Origin of the sequence: Streptomyces sp. NPDC058579, from assembly GCF_042718575.1 — a bacterium.
Lineage (GTDB): Bacteria > Actinomycetota > Actinomycetes > Streptomycetales > Streptomycetaceae > Streptomyces.
Genome location: NZ_JBHXPI010000006.1, coordinates 98105 through 124523 on the forward strand (window position 1 = coordinate 98105; position 26419 = coordinate 124523).

Here is a 26419-nt window from a genome sequence, read left to right on the forward strand (position 1 = left end):
GGCCCTGCTACAGCCGCGCCGAAGCCCCGACCCGCAGGACCGCGCCGAAGGCCCGATCCGGCTACAGGACCGCGATGCCCAGCGGGCGTTCGCCCGCCGCGAGGCGCTCGGTCTCGCCGCTCGGCAGGTCGATGACCGTGATGCCGTCCCAGTAGCCGTCGCGAGTGAAGCCGCCGGTGACGTACGCGGTGCGGCCGTCCTCGGACACGGCGACGTCCTCGTGCGGACCCTCCAGCGGGTACACCCGCTCGGTCCCGTCGGGCGCCCGGACCGTGAGCGACGGGCCCTCGTCCTCGTCCGGGTCGATCGGTCCCGTACCGACGACGAAGAGCCTGCCGTCGGGCGTGATCGTGGCTCCGTGCTGATGGGTGTCGGCGGTCATCGGCTCGATCTCCGAACGTCCCGTCCTCGGGTCGACCACCACGAGCCGCTCGCCCTCGAAGGGGAGCAGCAGCCGGCCGTCCGAGGGCCGTACCACCGCGTAGTGCGGCTTCAGCCAGGAGCCGAGCCCGCCCTCCGTGCCGTACGGGGCGACCTCGATACGACGAGGGGCGAGGGTGTCCGCGCGCACGACGGTCACGTCGAAGGAGTCGTGGTCCGTCGCGTACACCTCGGAGCCGTCTCGCGCCACGTCGACGTCGAACGGACGCCGTCCGACCGGCACGGTCGCGGTGACCTCACGGCTCGCCGTGTCGATCACCTCCAGGGTGCCGTTCCCGCCCGGCACGTTGACCCCGACGTACACCCGGCGGCCGTCGGGGGAGAGCGCGATGCCCATGCCGCCGCCCCGGTACTCGCCGGTCTCGACGGGACCGGTCTCCGTCTCGTACGGGACGAGGGCGAGCCGCGTGCGGGTCCGGGTGTCGACCACCGCGACGCCCTCGGCGGTCGCCACCCAGGCGCGCCCGTCCGCGCCGACCGCCAGGCCGTACGGAGCCGTGCCCACCTCGACGGAGCCGACCGCGCCGCGCCGCGGGTCCACGAAGGTGACGGTGTCGGAGCCGAAGTCGGCGACGAGGAGCGTGCCGTCCGGCGTCGGCGTCGGGGCCGAACCGGTGGGTCGAGCGGCGTCGGAGGAGGTCGGCGCCGGGGTCCCACCCGCCGTGGCGTCCGCGTCCGCCGCGCACCCGACGAGGACGATCCCGAGCGCGGCCACCGACGCGAGCGCCCGCCCGCGTCCCCTCGCCCGTGCGGTCGTGTGCGATGCGCGCCTCATCGGGAGGTCTCCCGTCCGGTACGGGCCGTCGCGGCGGCGAGGAGGCCCGCGATGCCGGCGAAACCGCGCCGTCGCGCGTGGTCGAGGGGGGTGGTCCCGTCGTGGTCCGCGAGCAGCGGATCCGCCCCGGCCGTGATCAGCAGCTCGACGATCTCCTCGTGCGGCAGACCGCCGTCGCCGAGGATGACCGCCTCCAACAGGGCGGTCCAGCCGAGCCGGTTGACGTGGTCGACGTCCATGTCCGTCTCGCGCAGCACCGCCCGTACGTACGCGACATGGCCGCGCTCGGCCGCCGGGATGAGCGAGGTGCCGCCGAAGCGGTTGGTCAGCGTCAGGTCCGGGCCCGCCGGGAGCAGCACCCGCATCATCGGCACACTGCCCGTCACCCCGGTGACCAGCCACGGGGTGTCCGCCCGGCTGTCCCGCGCGTCCGGGTCGGCACCCGCCGCGACCAGGAGCGCCGCGGCCTCCACCCGGTCCGCCCGGGCGGCGAGCAGCAACGGCGTGCGCAGCTCGGTGTCCCGGCGGTCGACGTGCGCGCCGGCGTCGAGCGCCGCCCGGACGCCCGCGGTGTCGCCCCGGTGGGCGGCCGCGAGCAGCAGCCGGTCGTTCGCATCCATGGCGGTTCTCCTTCTGGCGACGGTCAGCGGCACGGACGTCGTCCCTTCACGGTGGGCGCCTTCACGGTGGGCGGCGGAGGCAGTCGGTCCGCTCTCCCCACCATCGTCGGGCGCACGCGATCCGCTCCCCGTCGGCTCTGTGGTTCGCCGTGAAGGACCGACCGGTGGACGCCGGGGTCAACCGATCGGACGACCCCCGCCCACGGCGCCAACCCCGCCCACGGCGCCAACCCCGCCCACGGCGCCAACCCCGCCCACGGCACCACGCCCGCACGCCGGCCGCACACGTCGTAAGGGAAAAGAACTGTCGGCGCGCCGCCCGCGCAGGTGACAATGAGGCACCACTGACCAGGAGGAATGATGAGCCAGGCACACCTGACTCTCCAGGAGCTGCTGCCCGCGCGCGAGCTGGCCGAGGCCATCGACGCGGGGCACGTCACGCGCAAGGCACACCCCGAACTGCCGCTGTCCATCTACACGTACACGCGGGCGTGCCAGTACGAGCGGATCTGGAACCAGGTGACCACGCGCTGCCGTGGGCTCGTCGCCGACGACGCGACGGGCGAGATCGTCGCGCTGCCGCTGCCCAAGTTCTTCAACATCGGTGAGCACGAGGCCGGTCAGCCCTACGCGCCCGCGCTGCCCGACGAGCCGTTCGAGGTCTACGACAAGGTCGACGGCAGCCTCGCCGTGATCTTCCACTACGCGGACCACTGGCAGGTCGCGTCCAAGGGGTCCTTCATCAGCGCGCAGGCGACCTGGGCGCAGCGCCGCCTCGACGGCCGGGACACCGGGGCCCTGACGCCGGGCGTTACGTACCTCGCCGAGATCCTGTACCCGCAGAACCGTATCGTCGTCGACTACGGCGACCGCCGGGACCTCGTCCTGCTCGCCGCCTTCGGGCCGGACGGCACCGAGATCCCGCTCGTCGAGGCCGCCGCCGACTGGGCGGAGGTCGGCTCCGTCGTACGGACCTGGCCCGCGATGCCGCTCGACGAACTGCTCGCCCTCACCGAGTCGAACACCCTGCCCGGCGGCCGTCCCGCCACAGGCACCGACGCCGAGGGCTTCGTGCTGCGGTACGCCTCAGGTGTGCGCGCCAAGGCCAAGCTGAGCGAGTACGTACGCCTCCACAAGGTGCTCACCGGCGTCACCGAGCGGGACATCTGGCGCAGCCACGGCATCCAGCGCTTCGCAGGGACCGCCGTGAAGCGCCTCGCGCAGGGCCTGGGGCTCTCGGTCGCCGAACTCGGCGGCGTCACCTCCGCAGGCGGCCGGCCGCTGGACGCCCTCCTGGAGCAGGTGCCCGACGAGTTCGACGCCTGGGTGCGCCGGGTCGTCGCCCGCCTTGAGGACGAGGCCGCGGCGCAGGAACGCACCATCGACGAGGGGTACGCGGGCATCGCCCATCTCGCCGGGGACCGGGGCGAGTTCGCCCGGGCCGTCAAGACCCTGCCGGTCGACCCGCAGGTACGGTCGGCCATGTTCCTGCGCCTCGACGGGCGGCCGACCGACCTCTTCGTCTGGCGGGCCGTCAGGCCCGAGGCGACCGACCCGTACACCACCGACCTGGAGAACTGAGCCGTGCCCGAAGTACACGTCATGACGGGGCTCCCCGCCTCGGGGAAGACCACGGCCGCCCGACGGCTGCAGGCGGAGGCCGAGGGCCGGATGCGCCGTGTCAACCTCGACGACCTGCGCACCATGCTGGACGTCCCGGCCCCCGAGCGCGGCCGTTCGCACGCGCACGAGCGGACCGTCCTCGACATCCAGGACGCGGCCGTCCGCTCGGCCGTCGAGGGCGGGTTCGACGTCGTCGTCGACAACACGCACCTCACACCGCACATCCCCAAGCGGCTGAAGGCGGCCGTCGTCGGCCTCGACGCCCGTTTCGTGGTGCACGACTTCACCGACGTACCGGTCGAGGAGTGCGTACGGCGCGACGCCGCGCGCGAGCGGTCCGTCGGCGAGGAGATCATCCGCATCCTCGCCGACAAGCACGCCAAGGCGACCCGCGGCGGCTGGCGGCTGACGGCCGAGTGGCTCGACGCGCGGCCCGTCGCCGCGCCGTACGTCCCCGACCCCGCGCTGCCGTCGGCGGTCCTGTGCGACATCGACGGCACGCTCGCGCTGCGCGGCGACCGGGGCCCGTACGACTTCACGCGCTGCGCCCTCGACCTGCTGAACGACTCCGTGGCCCGCGCGCTGCGCGCCTTCCGCAGCGCCGACAACGACACGATCGTGCTGCTGTCCGGGCGCAGCGAGGACCACCGCGCGCTCACCGAGGCGTGGCTCGCGCGCCACGAAGTGCCGTACGACGAGCTGTGGATGCGGGCGTCGGACGACGGCCGGGGCGACGACATCGTCAAGGCCGAGCTGTTCGACGCGCACATCCGGCACCGGTACGCGGTACGGGTCTCGCTGGACGACCGCGACCGGGTCGTCGCGCTCTGGCGCCACATGGGCCTGCCGACCTGGCAGGTCAACTACGGCAACTTCTGAGCCGTGGCGGGGGTGTGCGCGGTGGGCCGAAAGGCTCGCCGTGCACGGTCCGTCGCACCGGCCTAGCCTGAGGGAGGGGAGTCGTCCTCGTCTGGCAGGAGGCCTGCCGTGAGGTACTCGCAACAGCGTTCGCCTTCGCAACAGCGCTCGCCGTCGCAGGCGAGGTGGCGCCGGGTCTGTGTGGTGCTGGCCGCGACCGGCATGCTGGCCGTTCCCGTCTCGGCGGGCGCGGCCTTCTCCGTCGAATCCCCCGTGGCCGCGTACAGCGCCGCGGAACTCGCCCCGACCGCACTCGCTCCGTCCGTTCTCGCCCCTTCCGCGCTCCCTCCGTCCGCCTCGAACGGCGCCTTCGTTGAGCTCACCCCCGAGGTGGCGGCCCGCCTGGACACCGCGATCCAGCAGGTCATGCGCGAGGCCGACGTGCCCGGGGTGATGGTCTCGCTGTCCGCCCCCGGCAAGGGCACCTACGTCCGTTCCTTCGGGGTCGCCGACAAGGCCACCGGCGCGCCCATGAACCCGGACCTCTACATGAGGATCGGCAGCGTCACCAAGACGTTCACCGTGACCGCCCTGCTCGAACTGGTCGACCAGGGCAAGGTCGGCCTGGACGACACGATCGACAAGTACGTCGACGGAGTCCCCAACGGCGACGAGATCACCCTCCGTCAACTCGCCGGTATGCGCAGCGGATTGTTCAACTACTCGGCGGACGAGGGCTTCTACAAGGCCTTCACGTCCGACCCGGACCGGCCCTTCACGCCACAGGAGTTGCTCGACTACTCCTTCAAGCACCCGGTGAACTTCCAGCCGGGGGCGGAGTTCGAGTACTGCAACACCAACCTGATCCTGCTCGGGCTCGTGGTGGAGCAGGAGGGTGGACTGCCGCTGAACGAGTACATCCAGCAGAACGTCATCGAGCCGGCCGGACTGCGGCACACGCTCTTCCCGGTCGGCGCCGAGTTCCCCAGCCCGCACGCCCACGGCTACACCAACCAGACGGCGTCCGGGAAGGTCGAGGACTCCACCGACTGGAACCCCTCCTGGGGCTGGGCGGCGGGCGCCATGATCTCGCAGCTCGACGACCTGCACAGATGGGCGCGGATCCTCGCCACCGGAACCCTGCTCACCCCCGAGACCCAGGCCCAACGTCTCATCACCCCGCCGACGACCATTCCCGGCGCCGGATACGGGCTCGGCATCTTCAACGTCCAGGGCTGGATCGGCCACAACGGCTCGCTGCCCGGCTACGAGTCACTGGTGGTGTACATGCCCGAGGCGCGGGCCACCATGATCGTCATGCTGAACACGGACATCCTGCACGACGGGGTGGAGCCCAGCACGCTCTTCGGCAAGGCGATCACCCAGATCGTGAGCCCCGACCACGTGTACAACCTGCCGGTGTCCCCGACCCCCAAGACATGATCCGCTCAGGCCCGCCGGGCGCGCCGCGTCTACCCTGGGTCCATGGACGGTGACCGGGTCGGACTGTTCCTCTGCGGCGACGTGATGCTCGGCCGCGGGGTCGACCAGATCCTCCCCCACCCCGGCGACCCGGCCCTGCGCGAGCGGTACGTGCACGATGCACGGTCCTATGTGGCGCTCGCCGAGGCGGTGAACGGCCCGATTCCGCACCGCGCGGACTTCACCTACCCCTGGGGCGTCGCGCTCGACGCCCTCGACGTGGCCGCGCCCGACGTCCGCGTCACGAATCTGGAGACGGCCGTCACCACGAGCGACGAGAACGCCCCCGGCAAGGCGGTCCACTACCGGATGCACCCGGACAACGTGCCGTGCCTCACCGCCGTGCGCCCCGACGTCTGCGTCCTGGCCAACAACCACGTCCTGGACCACGGCCGCGGCGGCCTCGCCGACACCCTCGACACCCTGGCGAAGCACGGAGTACGCACGGTGGGCGCGGGCGAGGACGCCGAGACCGCCGCCCGCCCCGCGATCGTCGACCTGCCCGGCGGCGGCCGGCTCGTCGCGTACGCCCTGGGCATGGCCTCCAGCGGCATCCCGCGCGACTGGGCCGCCACCGCGGGCCACAGCGGGGTCCACTACGCCGCCGGGCCCACCGCGACCGCCGCCGGCCGCCTCCTCGCCCGGATCCGGGAGGCCAAGCGCCCCGGCGACCTCGTCCTGGTGTCCCTCCACTGGGGCTCCAACTGGGGGTACGCGCTCTCCGGCGGCGACGTCGCGTACGGGCGCGCGCTGATCGACGCCGGTGCCGACGTGGTGCACGGCCACTCCTCGCACCACCCCCGGCCGCTGGAGGTCCACCGGGGCAAGCTCGTGCTGCACGGCTGCGGCGACCTGATCAACGACTACGAGGGCATCACCGGCTACGAGCAGTACCGCGACGACCTGCGGCTGCTGTACCTCGTCTCGGTGCGGCCCGACGACGGCCGACTCCAGGAGGTACGGATCATCCCCCTTCGGGCCCGGCGCATGCGGCTGGAGCACGCCCCAGGCCGCGACGCGCGCTGGCTCCACGACGTACTGGGCCGGACCAGCCGGCCCCTCGGCGCGCGGGTCGACCTCGACGAGGACGGAACCCTCGTCGCACGCCCCGCCTGACGGGCGGCGGCCCGCACCCGCCCGCCCGCGCGCACGCTCAGGACCAGGGAGACGAGCGGGTCATGTACTTCACCGATCGCACCGACGCCGGACGGCAGCTCGCCGCAAGCCTGGAGCACCTCAAGGGCCGCGACGTCGTGGTCCTGGGGCTTCCGCGCGGCGGGGTACCGGTCGCCGAACAGGTCGCCGACGCCCTCGGGGCCCCGCTGGACGTCTGCCTCGTCCGCAAGCTCGGAGTGCCCTTCCAGCCGGAGCTGGCCATGGGCGCCATCGGCGAGGGAGCCGTACGGGTCCTCAACGACCACGTCCTCGCCGACAGCCGCGTCTCCGCCGGGGACCTCGCCACCGTGGAGGCGCGCGAGCGGGTCGTGCTCGGGCAGCGCTCCCGCCGCTACCGGGGCGCCCGGCCGGCGGCCCGGCTCGACGGCCGGACCGTCGTGGTCGTCGACGACGGCCTGGCGACGGGCGCCACGGCGGTCGCCGCCTGCCGGGTCGTACGGGCCCAGGGGGCCGCGCGGATCGTCCTCGCGGTGCCGGTCGCGCCGGCCGACTGGCGGGAGCGGATCGGCCGGGAGGCGGACGAGACCGTCTGCGTCCACGAGCCGGCCTTCTTCTACGCGATCGGCCAGTTCTACCAGGACTTCTCGCAGACCCCGGACGAGGAGGTCGTCGCCTGTCTGGAGCGCCACCACGCCGGGCGGGACCAGGACGACGGGGACCCGGAGGTGCTCATCCCGGCCGGGGACGCCGAGGTCGGGGGTCACCTCGTGGTGCCGGACGGCGCTCCGGGGATCGTGGTGTTCGCCCACGGGAGCGGCAGCAGTCGGCACAGCCCACGCAACCGGGCCGTCGCCGAGTCCCTGAACCGGGCGGGGCTCGGGACGCTCCTGTTCGACCTGCTCACCGAGGACGAGGCAGCCGACCGCGCCAACGTCTTCGACACCGAACTCCTCGCCGGACGGCTGGCCCGCGCGACCCACTGGCTGGCCGGCCGCCCCGGCCTCGACGGGTTGCGGACCGGCTACTTCGGCGCGAGCACCGGCGCGGCGGCCGCCCTCTGGGCCGCCGCCGACCCGCTGTCCGAGGTCGCCGCCGTCGTCTCCCGGGGCGGCCGCCCGGACCTCGCCGGCCCACGGCTCGCCCAGGTGCGCGCCCCCACCCTGCTGATCGTGGGCGGCCACGACCCGCTGGTCCAGGACCTCAACGAGGAGGCCCGATCCCGCCTGACGTGCGAGAACCACCTCGTCGTCGTCCCCGGTGCCGGACACCTCTTCGAGGAGCCCGGCACCCTGGAACAGGTCGGCGAACTCGCCGCGAGCTGGTTCGGCGACCACTTCTAGCGCGGTCGCCGCCCGTGCTCAAGGCAGCCCGTGCTCAACCTGCTTGCTAGTACGGCCCGTTGACGTTGTCGATGGAGCCGTACCGGTCCGCCGCGTAGTTGCAGGCGGCGGTGATGTTGGCGACCGGGTCGTAGAGGTCCATCGAGGTGCCGGGCACGTGGTAGGCGAGGAACGTCGGCTCGATCACCTGGAGCAGGCCCTTGGACGGGGTGCCCTTGGCGGCGTTGGAGTCCCAGTTGTTGATCGCCAGCGGGTTGCCGGAGGACTCACGCATGATGTTGCGCTGGATCCCCTCGTACGAACCGGGGATGCCGTACTTCTGCATGACGTCCAGCGACTCGCGGATCCAGCCGTCGAGGTCGTTGGTGTAGGACTTCGCGGCCGCCTGCGTCGTCTGGGTCGACTTCGCGGGAGCTGCCTTCGCCGGGGCGGCGGCCGGGGCGGCGCTGCGCTGCTGGGAGCGGTCGGCCCGGTCCGTACTCGTCGTACGGGCCTGCGACTTCGGCTTCTTCGGGGAGGCGGCGGCCTTTCCGTGCAGCTTCAGTTCCAGACCGGGGTGGATGAGTGACGGATTGTCACCCACGGCTGCCTGATTGGCGCGGTACAGGGCCTTCCAGCCGCCCTGCACGCTCTGCTCGTGGGCGATCACCGAAAGGGAATCACCGCGGGTGACGGTATAGGTCTTGGCGGCGGAATTCTGCGCGGCCGGAATGGATTCCGCGATCTTCGCCGGGGCGCTGAGAACGGTCTTCCCCGTGGGGGCGATCTCGGGGGCCGACTGGGGCGCGGCGTGCGCGGTGGCCGTGCCGACCAGGGGCAGGGCCAGGGCGGCGCCGCCCGTGCTCGCGAGGGCGAGGCCGCGGGTCAGGGGCCTTCTCTTGGGGCGCCGGTGCTTACCGTGTGCGGGCATGATGCAGTCCTCTCCGGCGCCTGCGGGGTGAGCTGTCGGGTTCGGGCTGGAGATGCCCGGCCGCGCGTGCGCGACTTAACCCCGAGCCGTGCCGGAAAATCCGGACCGGCGGAAAGTGGGTCCCCCGCTCCTGCCATCGGGTGAATGAGCGGTCTTTTACGGACGGTGGCAGGATTCGGCGATCCGTCCGGGTCGAGGTGACCGTAGGCGAGAAATGTCGACAGAAACAAGACGCCGAATGCGCGGGTATTTCTTCGGGGACTTCCGCGCCGCGCCCGGCGCTCCGAACTTCCTTGCCGGACAAGGGGACGGGGCGGTTCCAAAGATCGTCGAAATGCTTGGGGTGATTCGCCTCACGCGCCATGCCATAACGGACATGCAGGGAAATTCGGCTGAGTTGAGAAATGGGGCACAAGGGGATGTGAAATCCCTTGTGCCCCATTTGGTCGGAACTGTGGCTGTACGGGGGTGTACGTGGATGTACGTGGATGCCGGTGGGTCAGCCGCTGATGCTCGGGGCGCCCGTCTCGATGTGGCCGGTGTAGCGGCGCGACCAGGTGCCGTCGACGTCGGCCAGGACCGTGAAGTCGTACCAGCCGTTGCTGTACGCCACGGCGTTGAAGTAGTCCTCGCGCGAGGAGTTCGCCGCCACCGTGTACGTCCACGGGCCGTCCGTGCGGTAGGCGTTCGAGCGGATGGTGAAGGTCACCGGACCGGCCGAGGTGTTCGTCAGCTTGAAGTAGATCGCCGTCTTCCCGGTGCCCGGCTCGGTCGCGAACCGCGCCGCCACCTCGATCGCCTTCCCCGCCTTGGAGGCGTCACCGATGAACCGCCGCAGGAAGCGGTTGGGCCCCATCATTGAGATGTCGTACTTGCCCGAACCGGACCCGAGCCCGATGTTGAAGTAGTCCGTGGACGTCGCGCCCGGGTCGACCGTGTACTGCCAGGCCGCCGTGTCCCGGTGCTGGTGCGGGTGGATCGTGAAGTGCGCGGGCCGCTTCGCCTGCGCGCCCTGGTTCGTCATCGAGAACCAGGCGAGGATCTTGCCCGCCGCCCCGAACTCGAACCGGTCGAGGTTCCCGTTGACCTGGTACGGCAGCGCGCGCGCCGGGCGCGTACCGGACTCCTGCGCCGGCAGGGCGTTGTCCTGCGGCACCGGGTTGGGCAGCGGACCGCAGGTGTCCTGGCCGATGACCTTTGCCGTGGAGGGCAGGCCCGAGGGGACGCCGTACACCGGGCGCGCGAAGTCGAAGACGCCCGTCAGGTCGCCGGTGACCTTCCGCCGCCAGGCGCTGATGTTCGGGCAGGCGGCGGGGCTGCCGAGGGCGGCCGTCCAGGTCTCCATGAAGCGCAGGACGGAGGTGTGGTCGAAGACCTCGGAGCTGACCCAGCCGCCGCGCGTCCAGGGCGACATGACGAGCATCGGGACCCGGAAGCCCAGACCGATCGGCACGCCGTCGATGTACTCGCCGGGGGTGCCGGGCGGGGCGACCGGCGGCGGCACGTGGTCGAAGAAGCCGTCGTTCTCGTCGTAGTTGAGGAACAGCACGGTCGAGTCGAAGACCTCGGGGTTCGCGGCCAGCGCGCGGTAGACCAGGTCGACGAAGTGCGCGCCGTCGCCGGGCGGGGCGTACGGGTGCTCGGAGAACGCCTCGTTCGCCACCACCCAGGAGACCTGCGGAAGCGTCCCGGCGACCACGTCGGCGCGGATCGCGGCGGCGATGTCGTCCGGGGTGGAGCCGGTGACCTTCGGGACCGACCCCATGCCGCGGTCGTACAGCGGGTCGCCGGGACGGGCGTCGGTGAACTTCTTGAAGTAGGCGAGGCCGTTGTCGCCGTAGTTGTCCTGGGCGTTCTGGTAGACCTTCCAGCTCACCCCGGCGCGCTGGAGCGCCTCGGCGTACGACTCCCAGGTCAGCCCGGACTCGTCGCCGCCGTCCTTGCTGGATGCGTCGATCTTCCCGCTCCACAGGAACGTGCGGTTGGGGCCCGTGGCGCTGAGCGCCGAGCAGAAGTAGGCGTCGCAGATCGTGTAGTTGTCGGCGAGCGCGTAGTGGAACGGTATGTCGCCGCGGTCGAGGTAGCCGAGGGTGCGGGTGTTGCCGACGCCCGTGACCCAGTTGTCCATCCGGCCCTTGTTCCACGCAGCGTGCTGCGAGGTCCAGCTGTGCGGAAGGTCGCCGTTGCACTGGGCGAGGGTCTCCCCGTCCACGCCGCCCGCCGGCGGGGTGGAGCTCAGCTTCCACGGGTGCTGGCGGCCGCCCCAGTTGGGCTGGTTGAACGTGCCCCAGCCGCCCGGGATGTTGCCCGCGGCCCGGTCGCCGAAGCCGCGCACGCCGCGCAGCCGGCCGAAGTAGTGGTCGAAGCTGCGGTTCTCCTGCATGAGCACCACGACGTGCTTGACGTCCGTGATGGTCCCGGTCGCGCCCGCTGCGGCGGCCGACGCCGTGCCCGTGGGCAGCGCCGCGCCCGCCGCGAGCCCTGCCCCGATGCCGACGAATCCCCTGCGGCTGATGGGAGTCAATGCCCCGCCTCTCGTGTCACCGCATGCCCCACTGGCACACGGTGGACAGGATGAGGGAGCCGACCTTAAAGGTATACATCCGTGCGGTAAGTCTTGGATGAACTTCCGAAGGGCGGGAGGTAGTTGGGAGATGATTGGTTCGGACATGAACCAATACGCGCTCTCGCGCTGTTTGGCTAGAAGGCGGCCGTCCCCGTGCGGTCCCGGCGCACCATCAGCAGCGCCGCGTCGTCCTCCGCGTGCGGGCCGCCCGTGAGGGTGTCCAAGAGGTGGTCGGCCAGCTCCTCCAGATCGGGCGGTCCGCCCGAGAAGGCGGCGGCCAGCCGTGACAGACCGATGTCGAAGTCCTCGCCCGGCTTCTCGACGAGCCCGTCGGAGTAGAGCAGCAGCGTCTCGCCCGGCGCGAGGCGGGCCGTCGTGTACGGGTACGCGGTCCTGCCCCACTCGGCGGGCAGGCCCAGCGGTGGCCCGCCCGCGAGCCGGACGACGTCGACCGTACCGTCGGCGTGGCGCAGCAGCGGCGGCGGATGGCCCGCGTTCGCCACCTGGAGCTCACCCGTGCCGAGCGCCACCCGCAGGTACTGGCAGGTCGCGAACCGGTCGGAGTCCAGCTGGGCCAGGAACGCCGACGCCTTCCCCAGGACGGTGTCGCAGCCGTGGCCCTCCGCCGCGTACGCCGCCATCGCCACCCGCAACTGCCCCATGAGCGCCGCCGCCTCGGTGTCGTGCCCCTGTACGTCACCGATCGCGAGCCCGAGCCCGCCGTCGGGCAGCACCACCGCGTCGTACCAGTCACCACCGACCCGTACCCCCTTCCGGGCCGTCCGGTACCGCACCGCGATCAGGCCCCCGGGCGTCCGGGGGATCCGGCGCGGCAGCATCGCGTTCTGCAGGGCGGCGGCGATCTCCCGCGACCGGTCGAGCGGCACCACCCGGTGCACCGCCCGGGCGACGGCCTTCGCCCAGCCGGTCATCAGGGTGTGGTCCGCGAAGGAGAAGACCGACCGGTCGTCGTAGAACACGCCCAGCGCGCCGATCGGCTGTCCTTCGTCCATCAGGGGCAGGAACGCGGCGGCCGTGGCTCCGAAACCGACCCGGTAGCGCGCGAGGCCCGGGTAGCGGTCCAGGAAGGAGTGGACGGAGGTGAAGAAGAGCGGGCTGTTCGTGCGGACGACGTCGTTCAAGGGCAGGGAGTCCGCGAGCCGGGACTTCGAGGGGAAGTCGCTGGAGCCCGGGGAGACCACGGTACGGACCATCTGCAGCCGCCCCTGTTCCAGCACGCCCAGGGAGATCGCCTTCGCCCCGAGCGGCCGCAGACTCGTCTCGCTCCCGAGCACCTCGGCGACCTCGTCGACACTCATCGCCCGGGCCAGCGCGAGCGCCCCCTCGCCCAGGGCGCGCAGCGGATCCTGCTCCTCCTCGACAGGCAGCCGCAGCGCGGTGTGCGCCAGGTCCAGCGTGGCGTCCCGGACCACCCCCACCACCCGCGTCTCACCGCCCGGGCGCTCGCGCACCAGGGTGCCCCGGGCGTGCGTCCAGCGGCTGCGGCCGTCGTGGAGGTGCACGCGGAAATAGGCGCTGTACGCGTTCCGGCGGCCGGCCAGGAGATCCGCCGAGAGCCCCGACAGCAGGTCCCAGTCCTCCGCCCGGATCTTGGGGCGCAGATCGCTCGAGAGGCCGGTGAACTCGGCCGGGAGCAGCCCGAAGACCGTCCTGGCGACGGGGTCCAGGGTCAGCCGCCCACTGGACGGATCCCAGGCGAAACAGCCCACCCGGGTCGCCGCGAGTGCCTCGCCCGGCTCCAGCCGGGGCTCCCTGTCGCCCATCCGGGTGCCGGTCAGCGCCGGGCGCGCCGACGGGCGAGGTACATGCCTAGGGCCATCCCGACGAGCAGGGTGACCGTGAGGACGCTCCAGAGCGGCAGGGTGACCGTGGGGATCCACAGCCTGATCGTCACGGACCCCGTGTTCGCGGCGATGAACCAGATCGCCAGCGCGGCGAGGACCAGGAAACCGATCGTGCGCAGCCGCATGTCCCGACCCTTGACGGTGACGGTCGGGGGAGAGTGCGGGGCAGATTGCTTACGGGCCATAGTGTCCATTATCAGACGTTTATGGCGAGTGTGCTGATCGCCGAGCGGGGCGCTCCTCCCGGATGCCCCGCCGCCCGCCAGGAACTAGGCTCCGGGGACGACGGCAGATGTCCGCCGACGCCGAGTGCGAGGCACGATGGCAGAGCGTGAGGGTCCCCCGGACCAGGACGGTCGGGACGACCGGGAGGGCCGCGACGGCCCGGAAGGCCCGAACGGCTCGGACGGCACGGAAGGCCCCGACGCCCGCGAGGGGCGTGGAGCCGTCGCCGTTCTCGACGAGCGCGGTGTCGTCGTGGACTGGAGCCGGGCCGCCGAGCGGCTCCTCGGGGTAGACCGCTCGCGGATCCTGGGCCGCCCCGTGACCGACCTGCTCACCCTGGTCGATGCCGAGGCGCTGTCCGAGGGTGTGACGGTCGGCCCGGTGTACGACGGGGGCAAGGTCAAGCCCGGGCGCTGGGGCCTGTGGCCCGCCGGACCGCTCCCCGGAGGCATCCGCTCCGGCGTCCTGGAGGCCGTCTTCACCCAGTCCCCGGTCGGCCTGCACGTGGTCGACGCCGACCTGCGGGTGCTCCGGGTCAACTCGGCGGCCGTCGGCATGCGCGGGATCCCCGAGCGGGAGATCGTCGGCCGGCCCTTCATCGAGGTCTACGAACGCTGGACCCCCCAGCCGATCGAAAGCACCCTGCGCCAGGTCCTGGCCACGGGCGTCCCGGTCTTCGACCGGCGGGTCGCGGGCTATCCGCGCGCGGATCCCCTCCGTGAACACATCTTCGCCGTCTCCATCTTCCGGCTGGAGGACGACGCGGGCCGCCCCCTCGGCCTCGTCGCCTCCGCCGTCGACGTCACCGCCCGTGAACGCGCCCGCGACCGGCTCGCGGTCCTGCACCTCGTGCACGAGCGGATGGGCCTCCTCCTCGACCCCGTGCGGTGCGCCCGGGAGCTAGCCCGAGCGGTGGTGCCGCTCCTGGCCGACACCGCCACGGTCGCCCTCACCGCCCCTCCGCTTTACGGTCCGGACGCCGGCCTGCCCCCTCCGCCCGACGAACCCCTGCGCTGCGTGGCCGTGTGGCCGCCGGACGCCGACGAGGCACCGGAGGTGGGCGCCGAGGTCTGCCCGGAGGACCCGGGCCGGGGCGTGCCGTACATCGACCAGGAGGCCACCGGCGGGCCCACCCTCGTGGCGCCGATCGTCCTGCGCGGCGTCCTTCACGGCATCGCCCGCTTCTCGCGGCCGAACCGGCCCGACCCCTTCGAGGACGACGACCTGCGGCTCGCGGCGGACCTCGTCGCCCACACCGCCGTCTGTGTGGACAACGCCCGCCGCTACGAGCACTCCCACGCCGTGGCCCTCGCGCTCCAGGGCAACCTGCTGCGAGGTGGCCGTACCGGCAGCAGCACGCTGGAGACCGCGCACCGCTACCTCCCCACCGGACTCGGCACCGGCGCCTGGTTCGACGTCATCCCGCTGTCCGGCAGCCGCGTCGCCCTGACGGTCGGTCACATCGCGGGCTTCGGCCCGGACGCCACCGCCGCGATGGTCCAACTCCGGTCGGCCGTCCAGGCGTTGGCCGCGCTCGACCTCGACCCGCACGACCTGCTCGCCCGGCTGGACGACGTCACCCGCCGACTCGACGAGGAACGCTCCGCCGCCGGTACGGAGGAACCCCTCACCGCCCAGTGCGTGTACGCCGTCCACGACCCCGTCACCGAGACCTGCGCGATCGCCCGCGCCGGCCGCCAGACCGTCCTCGTCGGCCACCCGGACGGAAGCTGGCGGACCCACCCCCTGGAGGAGACCACGGCGCTGGGTGAGGAGGGTCCGCCGTTCGCCGCCGAGGAGATCCCGCTGCCGGCCGGCAGCACCCTCGTCCTCCTCTCCGGCCACGCGACACCCGCCGCCCCGCCCCTGGCCGACCTCCGAAGGCACCTCACCGGAGCGCCCGGCCCTCTGGCCGCCACCGTCCTGGACGCCCTCCCGGCCGACCAGGCCGCCGTCCTCGTCGCCCGCACCCTGCCCCTCGACCCGGCCGACGTCGCCGACTGGGACATCACCCCCGAACTGTCCTCGGTGGCCGAGGCCCGCCGCCGGACGATGCGCCAACTGGACGACTGGGGACTGACGGAGGAGACGGCCTTCTCCGTGGAACTCATCGTCAGCGAACTGGTGACCAACGCGATCCGCCACGGGACCCCACCGATCCGCCTCCGACTCATCCGCAACCCCGCGGACTCGACCGTGACCTGCGAGATCTCCGACAACGGAGCCGCCGCCCCGCAACTGCGCCGCGCCCGAGCCGCCGACGAGGGCGGACGCGGCCTCTTCATCTCGGGTGAACTGTCGGACCGTTGGGGCGTGCGCTGGCTGGGCGAGGGCAAGACGGTCTGGACGGAGATCTCGTACAGCGAGTGAGCCCGCCGGCCACCGGAAGCCGGGCGCGCCCGCCGCCGGGCCGCCCGGCGGTCAGCTTCCGGCGCGCGGCCTGCCGACGGCCGGGGTCGACGCGGCCGACGGTCGTGCGCCCGCGCCGTCACGGGCCCACAGGGACCGTACGTGGCTCAGGTGGCGGACCATGCAGGCCTCGGCGCCCATGGCGTCCCCGGCCAGCATGAAGTCGAGGAGTTCCAGGTGCTCCTCGGCGGACGGGAGGAGTTCGCCGCGCTCGTCCAGGGCGGTCAGGCCGTACAGGCGTGAGCGCTTGCGCAGGTCGCCGACCGTCTCGACCAGGCGTTCGTTGCCGGACAGGCCGAGCAGGGTGAGATGGAAGCGGCGGTCCGACTCCAGGTAGCCGATCAGGTCGTGGGCGCGGGCCGCCGCCACGATCTCCTCGGCGATCGGGCGGAGCGCCCGCAGGTCCTCGCGGTCCGCCGTGAGCGTCACCCGGCCGACCGTCGGCACCTCGATCAGCAGCCGGATGTCCGTGTACTGGTCGAGGTCCCGCTCGTTGACCTCCGTCACCCGGAAGCCCTTGTTGCGGACCGGCTCGACCAGGCCCTCGCGGGCGAGGTCGAGCATGGCCTCGCGTACCGGCGTCGCGGAGATGCCGAAGTCCTCGGCCAGGCCCGGCGCCGAGTACACCTCGCCGGGCTTGAGTTCGCCGGAGATCAGCGCGGCGCGCAGAGCGTGGGCCACCTGGTCCCGCAGGCGTTCCCGGGTGGTGATCAGTTGGCTCTGCTTCAGATGGCCCATGTGCCGCTCTCCGACTTCCGCTTGTCGCGCCGCCCGGCTGCCGGGGCGCGGCGCCGCACCAGCGTACAATTTCACATCAGGAACCCTCCCGGGAACGGGTCGTCGGGGTCCAGGAAGTACTGCGCGGTACCCGTGATCCAGGCCCGCCCGGTGATCACCGGAACCACGGCCGGTACGCCGCCGACCTCGGTCTCCTCGATCAGCCGGCCGGTGAACCGGGTGCCGATGAAGGACTCGTTGACGAAGTCCTGGTGCAGCGGCAGCTGCCCCCGCGCGTGCAATTGCGCCATGCGCGCCGAGGTTCCCGTGCCACAGGGGGAGCGGTCGAACCAGCCGGGGTGGATCGCCATCGCGTGCCGGGAGTGCCGGGCGTCCGAGCCGGGGGCGGTGAGATGGACGTGCTTCACGCCGGCTATCTCGGGGTGCAGGGGGTGCGTGGGGCGGTCGGTGGAGTTGATCGCCTCCATGATCGCCAGGCCTGCCTTGAGCAGGTCGTCCTTGCGCTCCCGGTCGAACGGCAGGCCCAGCGCGTCCAGTTCGACGAAGGCGTAGAAGTTGCCGCCGAAGGCCAGGTCGTACGGGACGACACCGAACCCCGGCACCTTCACCTCCCGGTCCAGGGCGGCGCAGTAGGCCGGGACGTTGGTGAGGCTCACCGCCTTCGCGACCCCGTCCTCGACCCGGACCTCCGCCCGCACCAGACCGGCGGGGGTGTCGAGCCGGACGGTGGTCACCGGCTCGGAGACCGGCACCATGCCGGTCTCCACGAGCACGGTCGCCACCCCGATCGTCCCGTGACCGCACATCGGCAGGAGACCTGAGACCTCGATGAACAGGACGCCGAAGTCTGCGTCCGGGCGCGTCGGCGGCTGCAGGATCGCCCCGGACATCGCGGCGTGACCCCGGGGCTCGTACATCAGCAGCGTCCGGACGTGGTCCATGTGCTCGATGAAGTGCAGCCTGCGTTCGGCCATAGTGGAGCCCGGGATCACCCCGACCCCGCCCGTGACGACGCGGGTGGGCATGCCCTCGGTGTGCGAGTCGACGGCGTGGAAGACGTGACGGGTGCGCACGACGGGCTCCTCTCAGTTCCGGCCGTCGGCGACGGCCTTCTCGGTGGCGGCCCTGACCTCGGCCTCCACCACACCCGTCAGGGGCGAGCGCGGCGGGCGGCAGGAACCGCCGGGGCGGCCGACGATGTCCATGGACAGCTTGATCGCCTGGACGAACTCCGTCTTGGAGTCCCAGCGCAGGAGCGGGTGCAGCGCCTTGTACAGCGGCAGCGCGGTGCCCAGATCACCGGCGACGGCCGCCCGGTACAGCTCGGCGCAGGACGCCGGGAAGGCGTTCGGGTAGCCGGCCACCCAGCCCACCGCGCCCGCGAGGGCCAGTTCGAGCAGGACGTCGTCGGCGCCGATCAACAGGTCGAGTTCGGGGGCGAGTTCGGCGATCTCGTACGCCCGGCGGACATCGCCGCTGAACTCCTTAACGGCCACGATGTGCCCGTCCGCGTGCAGCCCCGCGAGCGTGGCGGGGGTGAGGTCCACTCTGGTGTCGTGCGGGTTGTTGTACGCGACGACCGGCACGCCGGCCGAGGACACCTCCGCGTAGTGCGCGCGGACGGCGGAAGCGTCGGCGCGGTAGGTGTTCGGCGGGAGCAGCAGGACCGATCCGCAGCCGGCCTCGGCGGCCTGCTCGGTCCAGCGGCGCGACTCCGCGCTCCCGTAGGCCGCGACCCCGGGCATGACACGGGCGCCGTCGCCCGCCGCCTCGACGGCGGTACGGACGACACGGGCGCGTTCCTCGTCGCTCAGCGTCTGGTACTCGCCCAGCGAACCGTTGGGCACCACCCCGTCGCAGCCGTTGTCCAGCAGCCACCGGACATGAGCTGCGTAGGCGTCGTGGTCGACGGAGCGGCCGTCGGGGCGGAAGGGGAGCGCGGTGGCGACCATGATGCCGCGCCAGGGGCGGGCGGTCGTCCAGTCGGCGGGGGCGGGAGTGACGGTCACGGGGACCCCTTCGGTTGTGTGATGTGATGTGACATTGCACTGATGGATAGTCAGGGGGTGGGAGCCGGGCGCTGCCTTGCTGCCGGTGCCGGTGCCGGTGGATGGCCGTGGAGCCTCGGGCCGGATTCCTCATGCTGGATCGTCATGCCCGGTCGGTCGTACGGGGTCGGTCCCCGTCCGCCGCGGGGTCGAGGGTCTCCTCCAGCGCCGCCAGCGCGCCCAGGGTGACGGGCACGGCCAGCGGCCGCCGTTCGGGGGAGCCGGGCAGCGGGCCTGGGCCGCCGCTCGTCCGGGCCGCGCCGCCGCGTGCCAGGCAGGCGACCGCCGGGCCGCAGATCCGGCCCTGGCACCAGCCCATGCCCGCCCGCGTCAGCAGCTTCACCGTCCGGGCGTCGCGGGCGCCCAGGCTCTCGACGGCCTCCCGGACGTGCCCCGCGTCGACCTCCTCGCACCGGCACACCTCCGTACCGTCGTCCAGCCAGTCGGCCCAGCCGTCCCCCGGCGCGTGCGTGGCGGCCATGAGAGAGGCGAAGGCGCGCAGCCGCGACCGGGTGCGCAGCAGGGACCGGGTCCGCGCGGGCGAGCCCTCCGCCGCGCACCCACGGAGCCGTACCGCGACCGCAGCGCCCGCCAACTCGCCCTCGATCATGGCCAGTCGGGCTCCGCCCACGCCGGCCGTCTCGCCCGCAGACCACAGTCCGGGCACCGACGTGCGCTGACTCGCGTCCACGACCAGGGCCACCGCGCCGTCCTCCGTCGTGCGCGTGGAGCAGCCCAGCGAAGTGCCCAGGTCGATCCGGGGCACGAGGCCGTGCCCCACGGCCAGCGCGTCGCAGGCGATCCGCCGCTCCGCGCCCGGGACGGGCCGCCACTCGCGGTCGAGCCGGGCCACGGTCACCGCCTCGACCCGCTCCGTGCCGTGCGCCCGGACCACGGCGTGCCGCGTGTACGGCCGCACCCCGTGCGCCGCCAGCGGCACCCCGTGCGTCAGGGCCTCCGCCCACTTTCCGGGGACCTTCGCGAGGACGCCGGGCCGCCGCGCGTACCCGAGGAACCCGGCGGCCTCCACCACCGCCGGAACCCGCGCCCCGGCCGCGACCAGCGAGGAGGCCACGGCCAGCAGCAGCGGCCCGCTGCCCGCGACGACGACCCGCGGATCGGGTCGGCCGCCGGGCCGCCCGCCGGGCAGTACGAGCCCCGACTTGAGCATCGCCTGCGCGCCGCCCGCGCCGACCACCCCGGGCAGGGTCCAGCCGGGGAAGGGGAGTTGGCGCTCGGCCGCCCCCGTGGCCAGGAGGACGGCCCGGCCCCGGACGAGCGCGGGACGCGTCCCGTCCCCGTCGGGCCCGGTCACGGCGTGCACCGCCCAGCAGGCGCCGTCCGCCCCCGTGCCCCGGACGCCCGGGGCCCCCTCGGGCGTCACCGTCCACACGTGGTGCTCGGGGAGGTGGACGCCCTCGCTCGCCTCCCAGCGCCTGCGCAGCCCGTCGAACGCCGCCCAGTCGTGGTGCAGCGCCTCCGGCCGCGCGGCCCCGAGACCGGGTGCGGGATGCCGGTAGAACTGGCCGCCGAGCCGGGCGTCGCCGTCGAGCAGCGCCACCGAGAGCCCGCGCTCGGCGGCGGTGACGGCGCCCGCGAGCCCGGCGGGTCCCGCGCCGACGACCACCAGGTCGTAGGGGGCGTGCGGGTCGCTACGGGGTGTCGAGGTCGGCACGGCCGTGTCCCTCCTGGGTGGTGACGACGTCCCCGGGCGCGGCGGGGACGAGACAGGCGCGGCGGCCGGGACGGCCGTTGACGGTGGCCAGGCAGTCGAAGCACTGGCCGATCCCGCAGAACACCCCACGCGGGCTGCCCCCGACCCGGGTCGTGCGCCAGCTGAGGATCCCCGCCGCCCACAGTGCTGCGGCCAGCGACTGCCCCGGCAGTGCGGTCATCGGCCGCCCGTCGAACGTGAACGGGACGGGCGGACCGGACGGCCTCGCGTCGACGAGTTCGCGCGGGCCGCGCATACGATCGGCGCGGCGCCTGAAACGACGGAGCATGCTCACTCCCAGCCGAAGGGGGACGGAGGTCGGGTCGGTAGTAGGGCCGATCGCGTCACTCGTGCCTGCCGGGCGGATCGCTTCGATGGCCTCGGTCAGGTCAGCCCGGTCAGTCGAGTCAGCCGGGTCGGTCCGGTTGATCCGGGTCACGCGCCTTCCCCCGGAGTCTCGTCGGCGAACCGCTCCGGGCGGAAGGGCCGCGCGTCCAGGTCGGGCGCCGTGCCCGTCAGGAAGCGGGCGATCAACAACCCCGTGGCCGGGGCGAGTCCGATGCCCGCGCCCTCGTGGCCGCAGGCGTGCAGCAGGCCCGGGGCGCGCGGGTCGGGGCCGATCGCCGGCAGGTGGTCGGGCAGGTACGGGCGGAAGCCCGCGTACGCCCGCATCACCCGTACGCCGGCGAGGACCGGGAACAGTCGTGCGGCGCCCGCCGCGAGCCGGCTCACGGCCCGCGGTGACAGCGTGCGGTCGAAGCCGACCCGCTCCCGGCTCGCGCCGATCAGGACCGGCCCGGCTGGCGTTCCCTCGACGACTGGGGACGTCTGGAGCGCGGCCGAGTCGCTCGCGACGTCGGCGACGTAGTCGGCCGCGTACACCTTGTGGCGCACGAGGCGCGGCAACGGCTCGGTGACCAGGACGAAGCCGCGCCGCGGCAGCATGGGCAGGTCGGCGCCCGCGAGCCGGGCCAGCTCGCCGCCCCAACTCCCGGCGGCGTTCACGACGTACGGCGCGCGTACGTCCGCCCCGGTCGATGTGCGGACCCCGCGGACGGTGCCGTCAGCCCCGGTGAGCAGGGTGGTGACCTCCTCGCCGAGGCGCAGCGTGGCGCCCGACGCGCGTAGCAACCCCGCTGCTGCGAGCGCCGGTTGCACCTGGGCGTCCTGCGGGTAGTGGAACGCCCCGGCGAGGCCGTCGGCGAGGTGTGGCTCCAGGTCGTGGAGCCGGTCGCCGGGGATCTCGTACGTTTCGACGCCGGCGGTGCCCTGGTCCTTGGCGAACCGGCGCAGCGCGTCGAGACCGGCCGGGTCGGAGGCGACCACGAGGCCGCCCTTGGCCTCGAACTCGGCTTCCTGCCGCAGGGCGTGGGTGAGTTCGCGCCACAGCCGGAGGGAGAGCAGGGCGAGGTCCAGCTCGGGACCGGGCTCCTTGTCGGAGACCAGCAGGTTGCCCTCGCCCGCTCCCGTCGTGCCGCCCGCGACGGGGCCGCGGTCGACGACGGTGACGGAGAGGCCCGCGCGTGCGGCGTAGTACGCGCAGGCCGCGCCGATCATTCCGGCGCCGACGACGATGACGTCGGCCGCCGTGGAAGGGTGTCTCGTGGGCACGTCAGTAATATTTCACATGCCACTCGGCTTGCCAAGACACCCAACAGGCCCTGGTTGAACGGGGATTCGCTGCCTTCGACGGCCGCGATATCGAGGCGTCAGCGGGTGAGGGCGTGGAAATCTGCCGCGACGCAAGGCTTCTCAGTGCAATTTCACATTGCTATGTTACCCGGCATGCCAAGGGCAGGGCCATGTCAAGCGATGTCGATTCATGTCAACCGCCCTGCTCCCCAACGACGTTCACCCCTCACAGGAGACCTCGTGTCCCAGCACAGAACCGTGCGCACGACCCTGCTCGCCGTGGTGCTCACCGCCGGACTCACCGCACCGCTCGCCGCCTCCGCCCAGGCCGTGGCCCCCACCACGACCCCCGCCGCGCAGCCCGGCACCTTCGGGCCCCGCGCCACCGGCCCGACCGCACCGGTGACGTACGCCCCGAACCCGCACGACGAGGTGGAGCGCCTCGCGACGGCCCCCGCCATGAAGACCGGACCCGCCGCCGCACCCCGTGGCGTCACCGAGGGCCGCGTCCCCGGCCCCCAGACCGCCCCGCGCACCACCGCACGGACGGCGGCCGCCTCCCAGGCCGCCACCACCGCCGCAGGCGTCCCCTGCACCCTCGACGGCATCACGGGGCTGACCCCCACCCAGTTCGCCGACTTCCTCGCCGACCCCGCCGTCCAGGCCGACGGCTGTCTGCGCGACCTCATCTGGACCTGGGACGCACGCCTCGCCCCGGTGATGTCGGACGCCCACGTCCAGGCCGTCGCCCAGCGCGTCAAGGGCCTCGCCGCCGACCACGACGGCACCAACTCCAGCCACCTCCTGGAGATGTTCACCTATCTCCACGCCGTCGCGTACCACGACTTCAGCCGGTCCGAGATCGACATCACCGACGCCCCCACCGTCGAGACCATGCGCGCGGCCACCGCCGCCTACGCCTATGCCGCACGCACCTTCGACGTCACCCCGGAGAACGCCCAGACGCTCCGCGAGGCCCTCTACACCGGAAGCGCACCCGGCCTGCGACAGCACCAACTCGGCCTGATCGCCCAGGTCCTCGCCCGCATGGGCGCCGCACACCCGCAGACCGCGAGCGACCCGACCTGGGGCGGCGCCGCCCTCGCCGCGCTCTCCGTCAACTACCTCGGCGTCTACCCCGGCAACCAGGACACCGCCTTCCGTACCGCCGCCGCGCAGAACGCCGGCTACCGCGTCGCGTTCAAGGACTTCTCCACCTACACGCACCTCAAGAACACCGCCAACGCCTGGGTCGTCCGTGACGCCCTGGGCGAGTACGGACGGTTCGGCCAGATCGACAGCCTCAAGAGCAGGATCGTCGCCGACCTCGGCGGACTCCTCGGCCCCGTGGAGACCAACTTCGGCTACGGCAGCGCCCCGTGGGCCTCCTTGGTCGGCTGGCTCAACTTCTACGAGGCCTGCGCCCCGTACAAGGTCTGCAAGGCCGACATCGAGGCGAAGATCTTCCCGTACACGTACAGCTACGACAACGGCGCCATCAAGGTCCGCACCGGGCTCGACCGGGCCACCGTCGACCAGCTCTACTACGCGAGCAAGCAGGTCAAGTCCCAGTTCCACCGCGTCCTCGGCACCGAGCAGCCGCTCGCGGGCGACCCCAACACCGTTCTCACCGTGGTGCTCTACGCCTCCCGGCAGGACTACGAGACGTACCACCCGATCCTCACCGGCATGGGCACCGAGAACGGCGGCATCTACATCGAGCGCGGCGCGACCTTCTACACTTACCAGCGCCGCGTGCCGCAGGACTCCAGCCTCACCCTCGAAGAGCTGTTCCGCCACGAGTACGTCCACTACCTCAACGGCCGGTACGCCGTCCCCGGCTTCTTCGGCGAGGGCCCCTGGTACGAGAACGACCGCACCACCGCCATGGACGAGGGCACGGCCGAGTTCTTCGACGGCGCGACCCGCGACGACGGCATCGCCGTCCGCAAGTCCCTCGTGCAGGGCATCATCCGGGACACCGCCGGCGGCGGCCCGCGCATGACCGTCGACCAGATCCTGCACGCCACCTACGACGGCGACGGCTTCCGGTTCTACAACTACGCCGGCACCTTCTTCGAGTACCTGTGGACCGAACGGCCCGCCCAGCTGCGCGCCATGTACGGCTACCTCCGGGCGGGCGACGTCCAGGGCTACGACACCTGGCGGAACCTCGTCGGCAAGGACGCGGGCACCCAGCGGGACTACGACGCCTTCCTCGACCGCCAGATAGCGGACGTCGACGACCTGTTCGTGCCCGACACCCGCCACGAGCCGACCGCCGGCCTACGGCACGCCACCCCGGCCGAGATCCGGACCGCGTTCGCGGCCGCCACGAGCAACACCCCGACCTGCACGGCCAGCGGCGACCCGATGCTGCCGCGCTTCGTCTGCACCGGCCGGATCACCGCCAACCTCGGCGCGGCCTCCGACCCGGACCAGGTCTTCAAGGACATGTCGGAGACGGTCGACTACTTCGTCCTCGACCGCAGCCTCACCGGAGGCAACAACTTCAACGACATGAACTGCTCCTTCGGGCCGGTCGACATCTGGTCCGACCGCCGGGCCGGCACCTCCGACTTCACCTGCGAGGGCCCGCTGCGCCGCTGATCCCGCTCACTCCGGAGGCCGCAGGGGCCGGGACGCCGGCCCCTGCAGCACCCGTCCGTCCGCCGCCGCGAACCGCGAGCCGTGGCAGGGGCACTCCCAGGTGTCCTCCAGCTCGTTGAAACCCAGCTCGCACCCCATGTGGGTGCAGCGCGGCGGACGGGCGACGAGGTAGTGGCGGGCCACCGACGCCTGCGCCCTGGCCACGTCGGGGTACTCCCGCAGGGGCAGGGTGCGGCGCGGGTCGAACAGCTCGGTCCAGTCCGGGCGCGGCGCCCCCGTCACATGCGCCGCGAGGAGCCGCCCCGCCATCACCCCGTTGCTCATGCCCCAGCCTCCGAAGCCGGTGGTCACGAAGACGTGCTGTGTGTCCGGGTGCTCATGGCCCACGTACGGGAGGTGGTCCGCCGACATCACGTCCTGCGCCGCCCACCGGTACGCCGTCGCGGCCTCCCCGAACTCCGGGAAGACCCGCCGCGCCCACCCGGTGAGCCGCTCAAGGCGTTCCCCGGCGTGATCGGTGCCCGGCTCGCAGGCCTCGCCGGTGACCAGGAGCAACCGGCGACCCTCGTCGTACGGGGCCGAACGCACCGAGCGCGTACGGTCCTCCGGGGTGACGTACATGCCCTGTGGCGCCCGGTCGGCCGGCACGGGGGCCGCCACCACCAGCTCGCGCCGGACGGAGAGCCGGGCGAGCAGCGAGCTGTGCACGGTCAGCGGGAAGTGCGTGGCGACGACCACGTCCCGCGCGTGGACCGTGTGACCCGTCTCCGTGGTCAGCCGGCAGTCCGCGTGCTCCCGCAGCTCCGTGACCCGGGTGTGCTCGTGGATCGTGCCGCCGCGTGCGACGAGGTCCTCCGCCAGGCCGAGGAGGAACCTGCGGGGGTGGAAGAGCAGCTGGTCGTCGAGGCGTACGGCCGCCGCGACCGGGAAGGGCAGGTCGGTCTCGGCCACGTACGCGACGTCCAGACCCGCCTCCAGGGCGGCCGCGGCCTCGGAGCGGATCTCGTCGGCCCGGTCCGGGTCCGTGACGTACGTGTAGGCGGGGGCCCGCTCCAGTTCGGCGTCGATGCCGGTCTCCTCGCACAGCCGGACCACGTGGTCCATCGCGTCCCGCTGGGCGAGGGCGTACCGCGAGGCGGCGAGTGCGCCGTGGGTGTCGCGGAGCCGCGCGTAGGTGAGGCCGTGCAGCGCGGTCAGCTTCCCGGTGGTGTGCCCGCTGACCCCGAGCCCGATCCGGTCGGCCTCCAGGACCACCACCTCGCGCCCCGCGCGGACCAGCTCGTACGCGGTGCACAGGCCCGCGATGCCGCCGCCGATGACGACGACGTCCGCCTTGAGGTCCTCGGCGAGCGCGGGCCGCTCGGGGGAGGGGGTGTCACGCAACCAGTACGACGTGCCGAAACCCGCGTCCGCCGCCATGGCGCGCTCCTTCGGTCCGGGGCTGCCG

General features: G+C 72.8%; 20 protein-coding genes and 1 riboswitch. Of the genes, 7 read left to right on the plus strand and 13 right to left on the minus strand.

Going from position 1 to position 26419, the window contains the following annotated elements; translation table 11 throughout:
* Positions 1-61: 61 nt before the first annotated feature.
* Complete coding sequence (locus ACFWRO_RS10900; protein ID WP_384507416.1) at positions 62-1216, minus strand: hypothetical protein; 1155 nt, start codon at positions 1214-1216, stop codon at positions 62-64.
* Positions 1213-1836 carry an ankyrin repeat domain-containing protein gene (locus tag ACFWRO_RS10905; RefSeq protein WP_384507419.1) on the minus strand — a complete coding sequence of 208 codons (624 nt, stop codon included), beginning with the start codon at positions 1834-1836 and terminating at the stop codon, positions 1213-1215. The genes ACFWRO_RS10900 and ACFWRO_RS10905 overlap by 4 nt, the downstream gene beginning before the upstream one ends.
* Positions 1837-2196: 360 nt before the next feature.
* Here ACFWRO_RS10905 and ACFWRO_RS10910 point away from each other — a divergent pair, with 360 nt between their 5' ends.
* The 5 genes from ACFWRO_RS10910 (at position 2197) to ACFWRO_RS10930 (ending at position 8255) form a co-directional block, all read left to right on the plus strand.
* Complete coding sequence (locus ACFWRO_RS10910) at positions 2197-3417, plus strand: RNA ligase (RefSeq protein ID WP_384507422.1); 1221 nt, start codon at positions 2197-2199, stop codon at positions 3415-3417.
* A gap of 3 nt (positions 3418-3420) precedes the next feature.
* Positions 3421-4338, plus strand: coding sequence for an AAA family ATPase (locus tag ACFWRO_RS10915; RefSeq protein ID WP_384507425.1), 918 nt, complete (start codon positions 3421-3423; stop codon positions 4336-4338).
* Between the two features lie 201 nt (positions 4339-4539).
* Positions 4540-5760 carry a serine hydrolase domain-containing protein gene (locus ACFWRO_RS10920; RefSeq protein WP_384507885.1) on the plus strand — a complete coding sequence of 407 codons (1221 nt, stop codon included), beginning with the start codon at positions 4540-4542 and terminating at the stop codon, positions 5758-5760.
* A 42-nt stretch (positions 5761-5802) separates the two neighbouring features.
* Positions 5803-6915 (plus strand): CapA family protein, encoded by a 1113-nt coding sequence (locus tag ACFWRO_RS10925; RefSeq protein ID WP_384507428.1) that lies wholly within the window; start codon positions 5803-5805, stop codon positions 6913-6915.
* Positions 6916-6977: 62 nt separating this feature from the next.
* Positions 6978-8255 carry a phosphoribosyltransferase family protein gene (locus tag ACFWRO_RS10930; protein ID WP_384507431.1) on the plus strand — a complete coding sequence of 426 codons (1278 nt, stop codon included), beginning with the start codon at positions 6978-6980 and terminating at the stop codon, positions 8253-8255.
* Between the two features lie 46 nt (positions 8256-8301).
* Here ACFWRO_RS10930 and ACFWRO_RS10935 read toward each other — a convergent pair whose 3' ends face one another.
* The 4 genes from ACFWRO_RS10935 to ACFWRO_RS10950 form a co-directional block, all read right to left on the minus strand.
* Positions 8302-9165 (minus strand): transglycosylase SLT domain-containing protein, encoded by an 864-nt coding sequence (locus tag ACFWRO_RS10935; RefSeq protein WP_384507434.1) that lies wholly within the window; start codon positions 9163-9165, stop codon positions 8302-8304.
* 4 nt (positions 9166-9169) lie between these two features.
* A riboswitch (cyclic di-AMP (ydaO/yuaA leader) is annotated at positions 9170-9326 on the minus strand.
* Positions 9327-9664: 338 nt separating this feature from the next.
* Complete coding sequence (locus ACFWRO_RS10940; RefSeq protein ID WP_384507437.1) at positions 9665-11689, minus strand: phosphocholine-specific phospholipase C; 2025 nt, start codon at positions 11687-11689, stop codon at positions 9665-9667.
* Between the two features lie 176 nt (positions 11690-11865).
* The gene (locus ACFWRO_RS10945) at positions 11866-13515 is read right to left on the minus strand and encodes a SpoIIE family protein phosphatase (RefSeq protein WP_384507440.1); all 1650 of its coding nucleotides are present in this window, start codon (positions 13513-13515) and stop codon (positions 11866-11868) included.
* An 11-nt stretch (positions 13516-13526) separates the two neighbouring features.
* Complete coding sequence (locus ACFWRO_RS10950; protein ID WP_384507443.1) at positions 13527-13781, minus strand: DUF1049 domain-containing protein; 255 nt, start codon at positions 13779-13781, stop codon at positions 13527-13529.
* A 136-nt stretch (positions 13782-13917) separates the two neighbouring features.
* On the opposite strand from ACFWRO_RS10950, the gene ACFWRO_RS10955 reads away from it, so the two are divergent.
* Entirely contained in the window at positions 13918-16191 is a 2274-nt protein-coding gene (locus ACFWRO_RS10955; RefSeq protein WP_384507446.1) for a PAS domain-containing protein, read from the plus strand.
* A gap of 51 nt (positions 16192-16242) precedes the next feature.
* On the opposite strand, the gene ACFWRO_RS10960 is transcribed toward ACFWRO_RS10955, so the two are convergent.
* The 6 genes from ACFWRO_RS10960 to ACFWRO_RS10985 all read right to left on the minus strand — a co-directional run bounded on the left by ACFWRO_RS10960 (position 16243) and on the right by ACFWRO_RS10985 (position 22341).
* Positions 16243-16968 (minus strand): GntR family transcriptional regulator, encoded by a 726-nt coding sequence (locus tag ACFWRO_RS10960; RefSeq protein WP_384507449.1) that lies wholly within the window; start codon positions 16966-16968, stop codon positions 16243-16245.
* A 71-nt stretch (positions 16969-17039) separates the two neighbouring features.
* A complete protein-coding gene (locus ACFWRO_RS10965; protein ID WP_384507452.1) occupies positions 17040-18041 on the minus strand; it encodes a proline racemase family protein in 1002 nt (333 codons plus the stop codon).
* 12 nt (positions 18042-18053) lie between these two features.
* Positions 18054-18920 carry a dihydrodipicolinate synthase family protein gene (locus ACFWRO_RS10970; protein WP_384507888.1) on the minus strand — a complete coding sequence of 289 codons (867 nt, stop codon included), beginning with the start codon at positions 18918-18920 and terminating at the stop codon, positions 18054-18056.
* A gap of 199 nt (positions 18921-19119) precedes the next feature.
* Positions 19120-20691 carry an FAD-dependent oxidoreductase gene (locus ACFWRO_RS10975; RefSeq protein WP_384507455.1) on the minus strand — a complete coding sequence of 524 codons (1572 nt, stop codon included), beginning with the start codon at positions 20689-20691 and terminating at the stop codon, positions 19120-19122.
* Positions 20669-21019, minus strand: a complete 351-nt coding sequence (locus tag ACFWRO_RS10980) for a (2Fe-2S)-binding protein (RefSeq protein WP_384507459.1) — start codon at positions 21017-21019, stop codon at positions 20669-20671. The genes ACFWRO_RS10975 and ACFWRO_RS10980 overlap by 23 nt, the downstream gene beginning before the upstream one ends.
* 146 nt (positions 21020-21165) lie before the next feature.
* Complete coding sequence (locus ACFWRO_RS10985) at positions 21166-22341, minus strand: NAD(P)/FAD-dependent oxidoreductase (protein WP_384507462.1); 1176 nt, start codon at positions 22339-22341, stop codon at positions 21166-21168.
* Positions 22342-22602: 261 nt separating this feature from the next.
* Between ACFWRO_RS10985 and ACFWRO_RS10990 the strand changes: the two genes are divergently transcribed.
* Complete coding sequence (locus ACFWRO_RS10990; protein ID WP_384507466.1) at positions 22603-24972, plus strand: collagenase; 2370 nt, start codon at positions 22603-22605, stop codon at positions 24970-24972.
* Positions 24973-24978: 6 nt separating this feature from the next.
* Here the strand turns inward: ACFWRO_RS10990 and ACFWRO_RS10995 are convergent, their stop codons facing one another.
* A complete protein-coding gene (locus ACFWRO_RS10995; RefSeq protein ID WP_384507469.1) occupies positions 24979-26391 on the minus strand; it encodes an FAD-dependent oxidoreductase in 1413 nt (470 codons plus the stop codon).
* Positions 26392-26419: the final 28 nt, after the last annotated feature.